Annotated in this window: 15 protein-coding genes; 1 reads left to right on the top strand and 14 read right to left on the bottom strand. The window is 44.3% G+C overall.

The features are described from left to right. The first annotated feature begins 75 nt into the window (after positions 1-75). Positions 76-1095, top strand: a complete 1020-nt coding sequence (locus G4407_RS11270; RefSeq protein WP_173688958.1) for a M42 family metallopeptidase — start codon at positions 76-78, stop codon at positions 1093-1095. Between the two features lie 142 nt (positions 1096-1237). Here G4407_RS11270 and G4407_RS11265 read toward each other — a convergent pair whose 3' ends face one another. The 14 genes from G4407_RS11265 to G4407_RS11200 all read right to left on the bottom strand — a co-directional run bounded on the left by G4407_RS11265 (position 1238) and on the right by G4407_RS11200 (position 14824). Further along, positions 1238-2506 carry an L-cysteine desulfidase family protein gene (locus G4407_RS11265; protein WP_008371747.1) on the bottom strand — a complete coding sequence of 423 codons (1269 nt, stop codon included), beginning with the start codon at positions 2504-2506 and terminating at the stop codon, positions 1238-1240. 269 nt (positions 2507-2775) lie between these two features. Beyond that, entirely contained in the window at positions 2776-3972 is a 1197-nt protein-coding gene (locus tag G4407_RS11260; RefSeq protein ID WP_117555821.1) for a glycine C-acetyltransferase, read from the bottom strand. Between the two features lie 26 nt (positions 3973-3998). Continuing rightward, entirely contained in the window at positions 3999-5051 is a 1053-nt protein-coding gene (gene tdh / locus G4407_RS11255; RefSeq protein WP_173688957.1) for an L-threonine 3-dehydrogenase, read from the bottom strand. A 271-nt stretch (positions 5052-5322) separates the two neighbouring features. Further along, entirely contained in the window at positions 5323-6705 is a 1383-nt protein-coding gene (locus tag G4407_RS11250; protein WP_173688983.1) for an MATE family efflux transporter, read from the bottom strand. After that, complete coding sequence (locus G4407_RS11245) at positions 6686-7186, bottom strand: GNAT family N-acetyltransferase (protein WP_173688956.1); 501 nt, start codon at positions 7184-7186, stop codon at positions 6686-6688. Before G4407_RS11245 ends, G4407_RS11250 begins: the two co-directional genes overlap by 20 nt. A gap of 2 nt (positions 7187-7188) precedes the next feature. Further along, positions 7189-7860 (bottom strand): HAD family hydrolase, encoded by a 672-nt coding sequence (locus G4407_RS11240; RefSeq protein ID WP_173688955.1) that lies wholly within the window; start codon positions 7858-7860, stop codon positions 7189-7191. Positions 7861-8086: 226 nt separating this feature from the next. After that, a complete protein-coding gene (locus tag G4407_RS11235; RefSeq protein WP_044998928.1) occupies positions 8087-8887 on the bottom strand; it encodes an SDR family NAD(P)-dependent oxidoreductase in 801 nt (266 codons plus the stop codon). A gap of 177 nt (positions 8888-9064) precedes the next feature. Continuing rightward, complete coding sequence (locus G4407_RS11230; protein WP_173688954.1) at positions 9065-9694, bottom strand: precorrin-8X methylmutase; 630 nt, start codon at positions 9692-9694, stop codon at positions 9065-9067. After that, positions 9691-10092, bottom strand: coding sequence for a bifunctional adenosylcobinamide kinase/adenosylcobinamide-phosphate guanylyltransferase (locus tag G4407_RS11225; RefSeq protein WP_173688953.1), 402 nt, complete (start codon positions 10090-10092; stop codon positions 9691-9693). The genes G4407_RS11230 and G4407_RS11225 overlap by 4 nt, the downstream gene beginning before the upstream one ends. Beyond that, positions 10089-10640 (bottom strand): bifunctional adenosylcobinamide kinase/adenosylcobinamide-phosphate guanylyltransferase, encoded by a 552-nt coding sequence (locus G4407_RS11220; RefSeq protein ID WP_173688952.1) that lies wholly within the window; start codon positions 10638-10640, stop codon positions 10089-10091. Before G4407_RS11220 ends, G4407_RS11225 begins: the two co-directional genes overlap by 4 nt. Then, positions 10628-12166 carry a cobyric acid synthase gene (locus tag G4407_RS11215; RefSeq protein WP_173688951.1) on the bottom strand — a complete coding sequence of 513 codons (1539 nt, stop codon included), beginning with the start codon at positions 12164-12166 and terminating at the stop codon, positions 10628-10630. The genes G4407_RS11220 and G4407_RS11215 overlap by 13 nt, the downstream gene beginning before the upstream one ends. 1 nt (position 12167) lies before the next feature. Beyond that, a complete protein-coding gene (locus tag G4407_RS11210; protein WP_173688950.1) occupies positions 12168-13223 on the bottom strand; it encodes a pyridoxal phosphate-dependent aminotransferase in 1056 nt (351 codons plus the stop codon). Between the two features lie 15 nt (positions 13224-13238). Continuing rightward, positions 13239-14201: an adenosylcobinamide-phosphate synthase CbiB gene (cbiB, locus tag G4407_RS11205; RefSeq protein ID WP_173688949.1), complete on the bottom strand. Its 963-nt coding sequence runs from the start codon at positions 14199-14201 to the stop codon at positions 13239-13241. Continuing rightward, positions 14198-14824, bottom strand: coding sequence for a histidine phosphatase family protein (locus G4407_RS11200; protein WP_173688948.1), 627 nt, complete (start codon positions 14822-14824; stop codon positions 14198-14200). Before G4407_RS11200 ends, cbiB begins: the two co-directional genes overlap by 4 nt. Positions 14825-14848 lie beyond the last annotated feature (24 nt).

Genomic DNA, 14848 nt, shown 5'->3' with positions numbered 1-14848 from the left:
CGATATTGCTTTTTCTAAACTTTTCCCTTAAAATATTAATGTATATACTATAATATTTTTTTGGGGGAATTTTCTATGCAAAATTATCTTGATTTTATCGGAAACGAACTGAAAGCTTTAACTTCTATTCCAAGCCCATCCGGTTATACCAAAGATGTGGCTGCATACCTGATGAAGACTTTATCAGATATGGGATATGAACCACAGCTTTCTAACAAAGGCAACGTATTCGTAACGATCGGCGGAGAGGGGAATCCGCTAGTACTTGCAGCACACGTTGATACCCTCGGTGCTATGGTGCGTTCTGTCAAAGCAAATGGAAGACTGCGTCCGACTACTCTCGGTGGACACCAGTGGAGTACCGCTGATGGGGAAAACTGCACGATCCACACACGCGACGGACGCGTTTATACCGGTGTGGTACTAAATACAGAACCTTCTGTTCATGTTGCAGATTCTGCTGTTGAGACAAAAGAAGAAAATATGGAAATCCTTCTGGACGAAAATGTGGACACTAAAGAAGGAACTCTCTCACTTGGCGTGCAGCCTGGAGATATCATCGCCATGGACCCGCGTACCCAGATCACACCGAGCGGTTATATCAAAAGCCGTTTCTTAGATGACAAGCTTTCTGCTGCCATCCTTCTCGGTCTGGCAAAATGCGTAAAAGATGAATCTCTTGCGCTTTCCCGCAAAGTTTCTCTTCTTTTCACTGTATATGAAGAAGTCGGACACGGCGGAAGTTTTGTTGCCGAAGATACAACAGAAATGATTTCTGTTGACATGGGCTGCGTCGGATCCGATCTCGGATGTACCGAACGCATGGTATCTATTTGCGCAAAAGATTCCGGCGGTCCTTACAACTACGACGTAACATCCGCTCTTGCCGAAACTGCAAAAGAAGAAGGATTGGATTATGCGATCGATGTGTATCCGCATTACGGTTCCGATGTAGAGGCAACTCTCCGGGCAGGATATGATATCCGTCACGGACTTGTCGGACCTGGCGTATATGCTTCTCATAACTATGAAAGATCTCATATGGATGGGGTAAAGAATACGCTTTTACTGTTGAAGAAGTATATTCAGAAATAGAAAGTATAAATAGCTAACGGTCAAAAATAAAACATCTGCGGTATGCATTCCGCAGATGTTTTATTTTTTTCAATATTAGTTATATTTTTCTTAAGTCCGGTAAATACAAGTGCCTCTTCTACCAGCGCCTTGTCTCTTTTTCTTATCTTGTCATGATCTGGATAATGGTCTTATCCGTCTCACGCATTCCCTTCTTTGCAAGCTCTCCGATATTACGAATCGTGTTTTCTACACCTTTTTCTACAAGTCCGTCTCCGCCATAGAACTGCTTTCCATTTTTCTGCATCTGAAGTCCCAGAAGCCCTGCTTCTACAGCTGATGCAATTTTTGCCGCGCAGCTTGCCTTCGCCCCATCACACACAACACCTGAGTTGATGGCAACTGCATTTACAATTACATGAGAAATCTCATATGCACGTCCACCATACAGATAACAGATTCCTGCACCTGCACCACATCCTGCACTGATCGCGCCGCAATATGCAGACAATCTTCCGATTCCTGTCTTCATATGGATTGTGATCAGATTTGACACAACCAGCGCGCGGAGCATCATCTCTTTTGAGACATTCAGCTCTTTTGCATAGACGATCACCGGAAGAGAAGTTGTCATTCCCTGGTTACCGCTTCCCGAATTGATGACAACCGGAAGTTCACATCCGTTCATTCTTGCATCCGATCCGGCCGCTGCCATCGCTTTCGCACGGTTATGTACACTGTTTCCATATGCTTCCATCAAAGTCTTTCCAATGGCAGCTCCCCAGTTTCCTGTCATGCCCTCTTCGGCAATTGCCCAGTTATAATCGATCTGTCTCTGCAGAACTTCCTCTACGTCTGCAACGTCTACGCAGTCTGCGAATTCAATGATCTTCTCCACAGTCAGAAGAGAACGGTCCGTCGCACAGCTGGATCCCTGCTCTTCATATGCTTTTTCTCTGATGATCTCATCATCTTTCTTTACACAGATCACATTGGTGTGAAAACCTGCGATCTCTACGTATCCGCTGTGTCCGCCTGCACATGCCTTGATCTGAATGTCGAAAATATATTCTTTATCGGATTCCCGGATTGTCATCGGCATGGTATCCAGCATCTTTTTCATTTCTACTTTCTGTTCCCCTGTGATCTCTTCCAGAATTTCCAGTTCTTTTTCCGGACATCCGGCTACAATCCCTGCACAGACTGCTGCACCGATTCCGCGAAGTCCTCCGGTGCACGGTACAACGACACTTTTTACATTCTTAATAATATTTGCACTGACATTTACTTCTACAGATTCCGGCTTTTCCCCAAGAGCCTGAACTGCAACTGCTGCCGCGTAAGCTACTGCGATCGGCTCTGTACATCCCATCGCCGGAAGCAGCTCTTCCTTTAAAATTTCCACATATTCATTGTATATTTTTTGTTCCATCTTTTATCTCCTCTGTCAGGTGACATCCCATTCATCTTTTTATTGTTCCCTGTTTATTTTATAGTATTCCTGCCTTTCCCACAAGCTTTTTCTCTCCATTTTTCAGGGTTTACAGAATTACCACGATTACATTCCAAAAATATTCTTTTATTTTATACCTCTGAAAATTTTCCCGTAACAATATTTTTTAGTCAGATTTCTCTGTTACATCATCACAAAATGCCGGGCAACATTTTGTGATGTCCGGCATTTTTCTGTCCTGTAGCAATTTATTTTCCAATCTCTTCTCTGGTCTCTTTAAAACATTTGATAATGAAATCAATATCTTCTTTTGTATGGCTCGCGCATACCTGTGTTCGGATTCTTGCTTTTCCTTTCGGTACGACCGGATAAGAGAATGCAACCACATATACCCCTTTTTCCATCATTTTCTTTGCATATTCTCCGGCAAGTCTTTCATCATAAAGCATAACCGGTACACATGGATGGGTTCCTTCGATGATATCAAATCCGTTTTCTACCAGCTGCTTGCGGTAGTATGCGGTTACTTCTTCCAGATGGTCACGAAGCTCGGTGCTTTCTTCCAGCATATTGAACATCTCAATACTTGCTCCTGCGATCGCCGGTGCAAGAGAGTTGGAGAACAGGTACGGACGGCTTCTCTGACGAAGCAGATCGATGATCTCTTTTCTTCCGGATGTATATCCACCGGAAGCCCCACCGAGTGCTTTTCCGAGTGTTCCTGTAATGATATCCACTCTTCCTTCTACGCCACAGTATTCGGAAGTTCCTCTGCCGTGTGCTCCTACAAATCCAACTGCATGGCTGTCATCCACCATAACCAGTGCGTTGTATTTATCAGCAAGATCACAGACACCTTTTAAGTTACAAATGATTCCATCCATTGAAAATACACCGTCTGTAGCGATCAGTTTGACTCTTGCTCCTGCTGCATCTGCAGCCTGAAGCTGTGCTTCCAGATCTTCCATGTTGTTATTTTTATAGCGGTATCTTTTTGCCTTACAGAGACGAACTCCGTCAATGATGGAAGCATGGTTCAGTTCATCACTGATCACTGCATCCTCCGCAGTCAGGATTGTTTCAAAAAGTCCACCATTTGCATCAAAGCAGGAAGAATATAAAATCGTATCATCTGTTCCCAGAAATCCGGAAATCTTCTTTTCCAGTTTTTTGTGGATGTCCTGTGTTCCGCAGATAAATCTGACAGAAGCAACCCCATATCCTTTTTCATCATAGGTTTTCTTCGCTGCATCGATCAGTCTCTGATTGTCTCCAAGTCCAAGATAGTTATTGGCACACATATTAAGAAGCTCTCTTCCGTCTTCCATTACAACCTTTGCGCCCTGTGGAGATACGAACGGTGCTTCCCCTTTGAAAAGACCATCTGCTTTGATCTGTTCTACTTCTTTTGTATAAATACTTAAAATATCATTTTTTCTTGCCATTTTATTCTCTCCTTCTTCTGCTTTTCCTAATCGTTAATATGTGCCCAGTCAAGGATCACCTTTCCTGATTGTCCTGAGATCATTGCCTCAAATCCTTTTTCATAATCGCGGATATCAAAATGGTGTGTGATGATCGGTGAAATATCAAGTCCCGCCTGGATCATCGTAGACATCTTGTACCAGGTATCCCATACTTTTCTTCCATAAATCCCGCGGATATTCAGCCCATTGAAGATCACGGTCTCAAGATCTACGGTTGCATCCTGTCTCTGCAATCCGAGAAGTGCGATCTTTCCACCATGTTTCATGTTATGGATCATATCAGAAAGTCCCGGCTGGCTTCCGGACATCTCAAGTCCGATATCAAAGCCTTCTGTCATTCCAATCTCATGCATCACATCCGTCAGTTTTTCCTGTGTCAGATTAACACATCTGGTCGCACCCATTTTTGCTGCCAGATCCAGACGGTACTGGTTCATATCCGTGATTACCACATGTCTTGCTCCTGCAAATTTTGCGATCGCCGCTGCCATGATCCCAATCGGCCCTGCACCTGTGATCAGCACATCTTCACCAAGCATGTCGTAAGATAATGCAGTATGGGTTGCATTTCCAAATGGATCAAAGATCGCATATAATTCTTCATCAATTGCCGGACTGCACGGCCATACATTCGAAGCAGGAATAACCAGATATTCTGCAAACGCACCATTCCGGTTTACCCCAACACCTTTGGCATCTTTACAGTTCTCTTTGTGTCCTTCCAGGCAGTTTCTGCATTTTCCGCAGGTGATATGTCCTTCACCGGATACCAGATCGCCCGGCTTGAATCCCTGTACACCTGCACCGACTTCTACAACCTCCCCGACATATTCATGTCCTGCGGTCAGTCCGATCGGAATGGTGTGCTGTGCCCATTCATTCCACTGGTAAATATGTACATCGGTACCACAGATTGCATTTTTATGGATCTTGATCTTTACGTCATTTGGTCCTACTTCCGGAATCGGTACTCTTTTCAGCCAGAGTCCCTGTTCCGGTTTTTCCTTTACAAGCGCCCACATTTTATTATCATTCATCTTCATTACCTCCGCATGACACATATGTCCGTTTATCACGGACTTTTTATTATTTTTGTCTTTCTACATTTAGAATACCCTATTTTTCTTCTCTTTTCAATCTATTTTTCCGTGATACACAAACATTTTACATGTCCATGTTTTTGTAGTAGATACAAGCACATGTGTCTTTCTATTGCAAGCATATTTGTTATATATACACAAAAACAGACAGATAAATCTGTCTGTTTTTCACAATGCCCTACTGTCGATTTTCACAATTTTGTTCTGTTTATAACAATCTTTTTTCTTTCTGATGTACTCTTTTTCTCACAAAATAGAAGCACACAACCTGAAGTACAATGGTAATGATCCATGACACCGGATAAGATACAAAAAGTACGGATAAAGATCTGTGGTTCGGAAAAATTCCAAATACCCACACGATTCTTGTTCCCACCGTTCCGATCACCGAAAGCACCATCGGGACTGCTGAATATCCCATTCCACGAAGCGCCCCCGGAAACAAATCCATGATCCCACACAGGAAATAAGTGATCGACGTATACGCCAGGATTTCCATTCCGCAGCTGATAACCTTTGGATCTGAAGTATAAACTGTCAGGATCTGCGGTCCGAAGCTATAGGCAAGGCCACCAAGCACCGCTGCGATCGATACAGACAGAATCGCACAGTCACGCAGCACCCTGTCCATTCGTTTCAGCTTACCTACCCCATAATTCTGACTGGTAAAACTCATACATGCCTGGGTGATCGAATTCACTGACATATAAAGGAACCCAAGTATATTGTTCGCTGCTGTATATCCTGCCATCGCAATCGATCCAAACGAATTAACCGAAGACTGCAACAGTGCATTGGACAAATTGATGACCGTACTCTGGATTCCCGCCGGAACTCCAACCTGGAAAATCTGTTCCATGTAGGCACCATTAATCTTCAGTTTGGAGAAACGAAGCTGATAACTTCCTTCCGACCGGTACAGACAGGTCAGTACCAGCACACACGAAATCAGCTGTGAAATAATTGTTCCAATTGCAACCCCGGCAACTCCCATATGAAAAATAATAACCAGTGTCATGTTCAGCGCAGCATTTGCGATTCCGGAAATGATCAGGAAGATCAATGGTCTTTTTGTATCACCGATTGCCCTTAAAATGGCTGCTCCATAGTTATATAACATAAAAAATGGCATTCCCATAAAATAGATCCGCATATATAAGGCAGACTGCCCGATCACATCATCCGGCGTTCCCATAATTTCAAGCGCCCACTTTGCAAGAAGCACCCCGATAACTGCCATCATAATTCCACTGATCAGCGCAAGTGTGATCGAAGTATGTACGGTTTCCGACATCTCCCGGTCTTTGCCCGCTGCATAAAATCTGGCTGCAAGAACATTGGCGCCAAGCGAAATTCCGATAAACAGATTCGTAAACACATTGATCAGTGCTGTTGTGGAGCCGACTGCGGCAAGTGCCTGACTTCCGGAGAATCTTCCTACCACGATGATATCCACCGCATTAAACGCAAGCTGCAGAATTCCGGAAACCATAAGCGGCAGAGAAAAAGAAATCAGCTTGTCCATGATTGAGCCGTTGCACATATCAATTTCAAACTTATTTTTTTTCACATTATTCACCCTGCCCTTCATCAAATGTAAGTCTCATCTGATTCCAGACCACGTTTCCATGTACCGATTCTGAAACACCTTCATTTTTGAACCCAAACCTGGCATAATAAGATATCAGCCGGTCCTTGCAGGTAAGAACAAGTCCCTTCCTTCCCTGCTCTTTTGCATCTGCAATTGCTCTTTTGATCAATTCTCCTGCATATCCATGTTTCCGGTAAGACGGCAGCGTATTTACACCAAAAATCATCTGCCACTCACCTTTTTCATCATGCATTTCCGCTTTTTCATACATTTCGTCTGTCAGATCTTCCTGATTCGTCACCATACCGTCCACAAAGGCGATCAGTTTTTCTTCTTCAAACATCAGCCAGAAATGATCTTTATAAAAAGTAAGTCTCTTTTCAAATTCTTCTTCTGTTGCCGCTTCTGCTGCCGGAAAACACTCCGCCTCCACACGGGCAATTTCTTTCAGATCACTCAGATCTGCTGTTCTTATTATCATCTTTACTCTTCCTCTTTTCCTAATATTTTCAGCATTTTTTCTACATTTTCGCTGGTCCATGCCGGAAATTCCAGTACCGCATCCGGGATATCCTGCCTTCCGGAATCCGGGTTGTGGAACCAGATACATTTCATACCTGCCGCCCTGGCAGCTCCTCCACCGTTGGTCGAATCCTCTACTACCAGACAGTCCTCCGGCTTCATTCCCAGTTTCTCTGCCGTTACAAGGAAGGTATCCGGTGCCGGTTTTGGATGTTCTACATAATCCCCACTCATAACCACTGTAAAATATTTCTCCATATCCAGCGACTTTAATGCATCTTTGATCGCATAAGCCGGAGAGGAAGATGCTACTGCAAGCAGATATCCTTCGCCTTTTAACTGCTTCAATGCTTCTTTGATCCCCGGCATCTCCGGAAATCCTTCTGCCTCTGTAATCTGCGCTTTTTTCTCTTTCATGAGCGCATTCATCTTATCCACATCATCAAAAACCGGTCCATAATTCTCGTTGATCAGATCCATGAAGAATCCACGGGTAGAACCGATACACGGAAGGTAGATCTCATAGTCAAGATCGATTCCGTTCTTCTCTTTTAAAATTTCCTTCCAGCAACGATAGTGTAATGGTTCTGTGTTGATCAGAACACCGTCCATATCAAAAATAACTGCTTTCATATCTTTTTAGCCTCGATTAAATGATTTAATTTTTCTTTCCGTTCTTATTTTGAATGACGTTTTTAAAGATGTCAAGACGGAGAAGCTAAAAAGAATGCGCATCTCCGGCACGTAGTGCCTTTTATTTCATAGGAAATTCCGAAGGAACTTCCTATGAAATAAAAAGAGGGTGCCTGTACGATTCAAAAAACGCACAGGCACTCTCTTTGGCTTTTATGGATTTTTCTTAAGGTCTCTGTCCCATTCCACCTTCTAAGGTAATCGTCTCTCCGTTCATATATTTGAAATCCGGTGATGCAAGCTGGACGCAAGCACGTCCGATTTCTTTTTCTACATCTCCGTAATGTCCAGCCGGCGGCATCTTTACATTTGCCTTGAATGCCTCCGGATAAGCTTTCTGGAAATTCTCAAGCTGTGCTGTCCATGCGAGCGGGCATACGATATTGACATTGATTCCGTCTGGTCCCCACTCCGTTGCAGCTACTCTGGAAAGTCCACGGATCCCTTCTTTTGCCGCTGCATATGCGCACTGTCCGTAATTTCCGAAAAGTCCGGCACCTGAAGCAAAGTTGATAACAGATCCCTTTGTCTCTTTCAGGTACGGATAGCATGCCTGCATATAATAGAATACCGCATATACGCCGGAATACATTGCAAGATTGAACTGGTCTGTTGTATGATCTGCGATCGTAACACCGGATGCGGATGCCTGTGCATTATTGATCAGGACATCAATTCTTCCGAATGTGTCGATTGCCTGCTTTACTACGTTCTGTACTGTTGCTTCATTATCAGCCCCCGCGCTGACATCAGCCTGTACAGGTAATACTTTGATGCCATAGAGTCTCTCCAGTTCTTCTTTGGCATCTTCGAGTTTCTTTACATTACGCCCGGTAATTACCAGATTCGCTCCTTCTTTTGCGTAAGCTGTTGCAATTCCATATCCAATAGATCCGCAGCTTCCATCACTTAATACGGCTCTTCCGCCGCCTGTGATAATTGCAGTCTTTCCTGTTAAAAATCCCATAATCAATTTCTCCTTCCTGCTGTACTTCAACTAGCATATGATTATAATAGCAGAGTTCAGGTCAGAATTCAATACAGAATCACGTCTATTTCCTGACAATATAGTTAATTTTTTAATTATCGCAAAGACAGTTAGAATACAAAAACCTCATTGGATAAGGGGTTGTTTGATATATATCTACAACATATACAATAGTGCATTGCAGATACATGCAGCGATATTGCTTCCACCTTTTCTGCCTCTTGCTACGATATATGGTGTGTCTTTCAGTGAAAGGATTAACTCTTTAGACTGAACGACATTTACGAATCCTACAGGAACTCCAATGATGAGTTCCGGGGTTAATTTGCCATCCTGGATCAGTTCATAGAGTCTTACAAGGGCTGTCGGGGCATTTCCGATGGCAAAGATGATTTTTTTATCAAGAGCGGCTGCTTTTTCCATGCTTGCCACGGCACGCGTGGTTCCGTTTCTTTTGGCAGTTTCTGCTACATCTTCATCGGACATGAAACAAAGAACTTCGCCTCCGTGTTCCGCAAGCTTCCGTTTGTTGATACCTGCTTTTCCCATCTGGGTATCGGTTACAATGACTGCACCATTCCGGATGGCATCCAGCGCTTTTTCTACTGCACCTTCTGAAAACATCAGGTTCCTGGCATAATCAAAATCTGCGCTTGTATGGATACAGCGTTTGACGATCGGTTCTGTTCCGGGGATCAGATGCGTATCACCCAGTTCTTCTGTTATGATCTCAAAACTGCGTTTTTCTATTTCTGCTGGTTTTACATTTTCCAGTTCTATCTTCACTTGGTATCTCCTCCTTTGATCGTCACACCGATCCCGCATACTACCCGGTCTACCTGATCTGAATTTGCCGCAAGTACGGTACAGATCCTTCCGGTCAGTTCCCTGTATCTGCGCTCAAATGCGTCTACCGGAACCAGGCCGTAGCCGATCTCCTGTGTCACAATTACAATATCCGGACACTTTTTTATTAGTTTCGATGCAAAATCAATTGCTTCTTTTTCCGACCAGTTTTCTTTTTTTATCATGCTCTGGATATATTTTTCAAAATGAAAGACTCCTTCTGCCTCAAAAATATTATCTCCTTCACATAGTTCTCCATCCGTCCAATGAATGTATGGGTTCTGCTTTTTTGCATACGCAAGCTTCCCCTGGTATGCACCGCCGATTATCATTTTCATTTTTTTATGTCTTTCCTTTCAACCGGAATTCCGTACACAACTTCTGTCACCAGATCTGCCATCTCTCCCATCCGAAGATTTACGTTTCCGAGAAGCTTCAGATATTTTTCCATCTCAGGATTATCTGTCATGCTGTCTGAAAATACTTCATTTGTAACAACTACCAGATCATCACTGACCTTCTGCAGCTTACGGATCCCTGCCAGAATGGACTCTTCTGCATTTCCACCTGCTCCTGACGGATCGTACATTTCATTTGCCACAAGATTGGACATACATTCCAGAAGAACACTTCCTGTCTCTTTTGTCTGCAGGACTTCTGCAGCTTTTTTAAGATCCGTATAGCATTCGATCGTTTCAAACCCTTTGCCTGCACGAAGCCTTCTGTGACGTGCAATTTTCTTTTCCGTTTCCTTCCCGAAAGGCATCATAGTTGCTATATAGTAGCGTTTTTTGTTTCTTTTTGAATGGCTGGCATACTCCATAAGCTTCTGCTCTGCATATTCGGATTTGCCACTTCCACTGCCACCTGTGATCAGATGAAACATTCTGCTGCATTTCCCTTCTCGATAATCTCATATATTTTCTTCATATCCATATTCTCACGAACTGCATTTGCGAGAATCTGATACTGCTTCTCTTTGTAAGCATGGTAGTCCATGGAGTGCATGGCTTCCTCGCCGTATCCTTTTTCTTTCAGAAGTGCCCCGATCAGTGCATCCGCCACTTCCCGGTCATCAAAAATCCCATGTACATAGCAGCCGTACACATTCTTCTTCTGCGCTCCGTCCCACCGGCTCTCACCTGTCACCTGATCACAGATCTGTACCAGCATCTTATGATCTGCAGCATCTTTATCCGAAAAAGCAGTTTCCCCCATATGGATCTCATATCCATCCAGCTTTGCACCGGACATTGCTTTTAAGATTCCGGTAACTTCTCCGAACCTTCCGGTAACACGGGTTCTTCTCTTGGTATTTTCAAATACAGTAACGGCAGGAAGCAGTCCCATTGCTTTTATGGTTCCACCACGCTCTACCCCTTCCGGATCACGGATCTCTTCTCCAAGCATCTGGTAACCGCCACAGATACCAAATACCGTTTTCCCTGATGAGGCATGGCGCAGCACTTTCCCTTCCAGTCCGCTCTGACGAAGCCACAACAGGTCTTCCATCGTATTTTTACTTCCCGGCAGAATCACAAGATCCGGATTCCCGAAATCTCCTGCCTTTGACACATACCGGAGAGAAACTTCTTCCCTGCATTCCAGTACCGCAAAATCTGTGAAATTGGAAATACGCGGCAGACGGATCACTGCAATATCCAGAAGTGCCGCCTTTTCTTTCCGGTCAAACCGTTCTGAGAGACTATCCTCATCATCAATATCCGCATAAATATATGGCATCACGCCACATACCGGTATCTTTGTCCGCTCCTCCAGCATCCTGATACCAGGCTCCAGAATTTTTACATCTCCACGGAACTTATTGATCACCGTACCTTTGATCCTTGTCCGCTCTTTTTCTTCCAGCAGCATAACCGTCCCGACAATCTGCGCAAACACACCACCACGGTCAATGTCTCCGGCAAGAAGAACCGGTGCATCCACCAGCTCAGCAAGTCCCATGTTGACAATATCATTCTGCTTAAGGTTTATTTCTGCCGGACTTCCCGCGCCTTCAATGACGATCACATCATACTTTTCTTCCAGTTTATGATAAGCTTCTAAAATAGCCGGAATATATTCTTTCTTTTTACGGAAGTATTCCATCGCCGGCATGACTCCCGCAACTTCTCCGTTTACAATCACCTGACTTCCTACATCGGAGGTTGGTTTTAAAAGAATCGGGTTCATATAAACTTCCGGCCGGATCATGGCAGCTTCTGCCTGCATGACCTGTGCGCGTCCCATTTCCAGACCATCTGCCGTAATAAAAGAATTGAGTGCCATGTTCTGTGACTTAAATGGTGCAACCTTGATTCCATCTTCCTTTAAAACACGACAGAGCCCTCCCGCAAGAAGGCTCTTTCCAACATTTGACATGGTTCCCTGAATCATTATCGACTTTGCCATATTAAAATTCTCCCTGACCTGCATAGAGAATTTCTCCCAGCGCATCGATCAGCTTCTGGTTGTCTCCTCTCTGCCGCATACAAACACGATAATATCCTTCTCCGAGACCTTTGTAATTGCTGCAATCCCGAACCAGGATCTTCTGTTTTTTCAGTTTCTCATATAAATTTATACCGCTTCGCATCAGAATGAAATTGGCATCTGACGGATAATGGGTAATTCCAAGCTTGTCCAGTTCATTTTCCATCCAGATTCTTTCACGGTTCGTAAAATCACAGGTCCGTTTCACACGCATCCTCTCTTTTAAAGATGCCATGCCTGCCGCCTGTGCCGGTATCGATACACTCCATGGCTGTCTGGACTGTTCCATCTTCTCCAGAAATTCCATATCCGAAGTAACGGCATACCCGATACGGATTCCCGGAATCGCGTGCATCTTAGTCAGTGAACGGAGGATAAATAAAGTTCTCCATCTCTTGGTATCTGCAAGAATAGATGCCGTAGCTGCATTTTCCGCGAAATCAATAAAACATTCATCCAGCACCATCCGGATTCCGTAAGTCTCACATCTTGCAAGAATCTTCCAGAGCATGCTCCGGTCGATCAGCTTTCCGGTCGGATTATCCGGTGAACACAAAAAAACCATATCGATATCTTCATTCAGAAGATCCAGAAAATCTTCTTCCAGCTGAAAACCAGTCGCTTCTCTTTTCTTATAATAACAGATCTCGCACCCGGTCGCACGTAGTGCCTGTTCGTATTCCGCAAATGCAGGAACCGGTATCAGCGCTTTCCTTGGGCAGTCCGCAAGCACTGCCGTAAAAATCAGATCTGCCGCCCCATTTCCACAGATAATATGCTCAGCCGGAACTTCCAGTCTTTTCGCCAGAGCACTTTTCAGCTTCCTGCAGCTGGCATCCGGATAATTTCCAATCTGGTCCATTGACTTTCTTGCCGCTTCCACTACAGCTCTTCCAGGTCCGAACGGATTCAGATTCACAGAAAAATCTGTCATTCCTTTGTGTGTATAAATATCTCCACCATGTACATATTCCATAACCTTTTATTCCCCTTACATCAGTATCATACAATATTTCAGTAATCCAAAGACAAGAAGTGTCAGAAGTGCTGTTCCGTCCATCAGATTACCGGCCCTTAAAATATCTTCCGGCTCGATAGGACGCACATCATCTCCGATCGTCTCTTTCGGATATAATTTTCCAAAATAATAAGCATCTCCGGCAAGCTGCACCTGTAGTGCACCTGCGCATACCGCTTCTGTCTGTGCGGAATTCGGGCTGGCATGCTTTCGCCTGTCTCTTTTCCAGACTGCCCACGCCCTTTTATAATCCATCCGGAAGATCCATGCACTTGCGATCATCAGAAGTGCTGAGATCCTGGACGGAATATAATTCCATACATCATCCATTTTAGCCGCAAACCGACCAAAATGTAAATACTTTTCATTCTTATATCCTACCATAGAATCCATTGTATTAACAGCCTTATAAAAAAATCCAAGTGGTGCCCCACCGATCAGCATAAAAATGAGCGGTGCGATCACTCCGTCCGATGTATTTTCGGCTACTGTTTCTACCGCAGCCTTTGTCACTCCGGCCTCAGAAAGGTTCTCGGTATCCCGCCCCACGATCATCGATACCGCCTGTCTTGCCCCCTCCAGATTATGGTTTACGAGCTGTACATAAACCTTCCGGCTTTCATCCTTCAGGCACTTTCCGGCAAGAAGCTGATAACACCAGAAGGTTTCCAGTGCAAATCGAAGCCAGAAACTGACCTTTCCGGCAAGATACAAAAGTCCCCACGGAATTCCAACGGATACCACAACCACACCAAACCACAGAATCCCCCCTGCGATTCTCTCTTTCCTTTCCTCATTTTTGCAAAATCCGCGCAACCACTTTTCCAGTATCGAAATCCAGTTTCCAATGATCCGTACCGGGTGGTAAAGCCATACCGGATCTCCGAAAACCGCATCCAGCGCCATTCCTGCTATACATGCCATCAAAGAACTCATATTTCCTCAATCTCCTCAAACTGTCTCTTTCCCTGCTGCCATTTTTCTTCCTCAATTTGAAAATGAAAACCTTTTCCGTTTTTCACCTGCCAGTGGTAAAATTCTTTCTTTTCCGGATCAAATGCTTCCATCACCGACATGATCGTCCCCCCGTGAACCACAAAGGCAATCTTCTTTCTTTTTCCTTTTATCATCTTTTCCATCATCTCTTCAAATCCGCAGACACACCGTTTCCGGAACTCCATCGGATCTTCTCCTCCCGGAAATGCCTTTGTACCTCCAGAATCAATCCAGCTCTGATACTTTGGATTCCCAGTCAGCTCCTGATAATTCTTCCCCTCAAAAAGCCCAAAATCACATTCCCGCATCTTATCACAGACAACCTGCTCCGCTCCCGGAAAAAGAATCTCTGCCGTCTGCCTGCATCTCTTAAGCGTACTTACAATCACAAGCTCCGGCTCCCATTTCTCACGTCCATTTCCCTTCCCGTATCGTCCGTTTTCTTCTTTTTTCAGATCGTACTCTGGAATGCACTCTGTTTTTATCCCTTCATCCGTCACCCCTATATACCGCTTCTCCAAATTCCCTTCCGTCGCAAAATGCCGAATCAGTCTGACTTCCATCTTCTATATGTCTCCTCTTCCTTT

Origin of the sequence: Allocoprococcus comes (assembly GCF_013300725.1) — a bacterium.
Lineage (GTDB): Bacteria > Bacillota > Clostridia > Lachnospirales > Lachnospiraceae > Allocoprococcus > Allocoprococcus comes_A.
This window is presented reverse-complemented; position numbering and strand designations above follow the sequence as displayed.

Bases quoted from the DNA above. Each gene is read 5' to 3' on its own strand.
- G4407_RS11270 (WP_173688958.1), top strand. From the start codon at position 76: ATGCAAAATTATCTTGATTTTATCGGAAACGAACTGAAAGCTTTAACT.
- G4407_RS11265 (WP_008371747.1), bottom strand. From the start codon at position 2,506: ATGGAACAAAAAATATACAATGAATATGTGGAAATTTTAAAGGAAGAG.
- G4407_RS11260 (WP_117555821.1), bottom strand. From the start codon at position 3,972: ATGGCAAGAAAAAATGATATTTTAAGTATTTATACAAAAGAAGTAGAA.
- tdh (WP_173688957.1), bottom strand. From the start codon at position 5,051: ATGAATGATAATAAAATGTGGGCGCTTGTAAAGGAAAAACCGGAACAG.
- G4407_RS11250 (WP_173688983.1), bottom strand. From the start codon at position 6,705: ATGAAGGGCAGGGTGAATAATGTGAAAAAAAATAAGTTTGAAATTGAT.
- G4407_RS11245 (WP_173688956.1), bottom strand. From the start codon at position 7,186: ATGATAATAAGAACAGCAGATCTGAGTGATCTGAAAGAAATTGCCCGT.
- G4407_RS11240 (WP_173688955.1), bottom strand. From the start codon at position 7,860: ATGAAAGCAGTTATTTTTGATATGGACGGTGTTCTGATCAACACAGAA.
- G4407_RS11235 (WP_044998928.1), bottom strand. From the start codon at position 8,887: ATGGGATTTTTAACAGGAAAGACTGCAATTATCACAGGCGGCGGAAGA.
- G4407_RS11225 (WP_173688953.1), bottom strand. From the start codon at position 10,092: ATGAAAATGATAATCGGCGGTGCATACCAGGGGAAGCTTGCGTATGCA.
- G4407_RS11220 (WP_173688952.1), bottom strand. From the start codon at position 10,640: ATGTTTCATCTGATCACAGGTGGCAGTGGAAGTGGCAAATCCGAATAT.
- G4407_RS11215 (WP_173688951.1), bottom strand. From the start codon at position 12,166: ATGGCAAAGTCGATAATGATTCAGGGAACCATGTCAAATGTTGGAAAG.
- G4407_RS11210 (WP_173688950.1), bottom strand. From the start codon at position 13,223: ATGGAATATGTACATGGTGGAGATATTTATACACACAAAGGAATGACA.
- cbiB (WP_173688949.1), bottom strand. From the start codon at position 14,201: ATGAGTTCTTTGATGGCATGTATAGCAGGAATGGCGCTGGATGCGGTT.
- G4407_RS11200 (WP_173688948.1), bottom strand. From the start codon at position 14,824: ATGGAAGTCAGACTGATTCGGCATTTTGCGACGGAAGGGAATTTGGAG.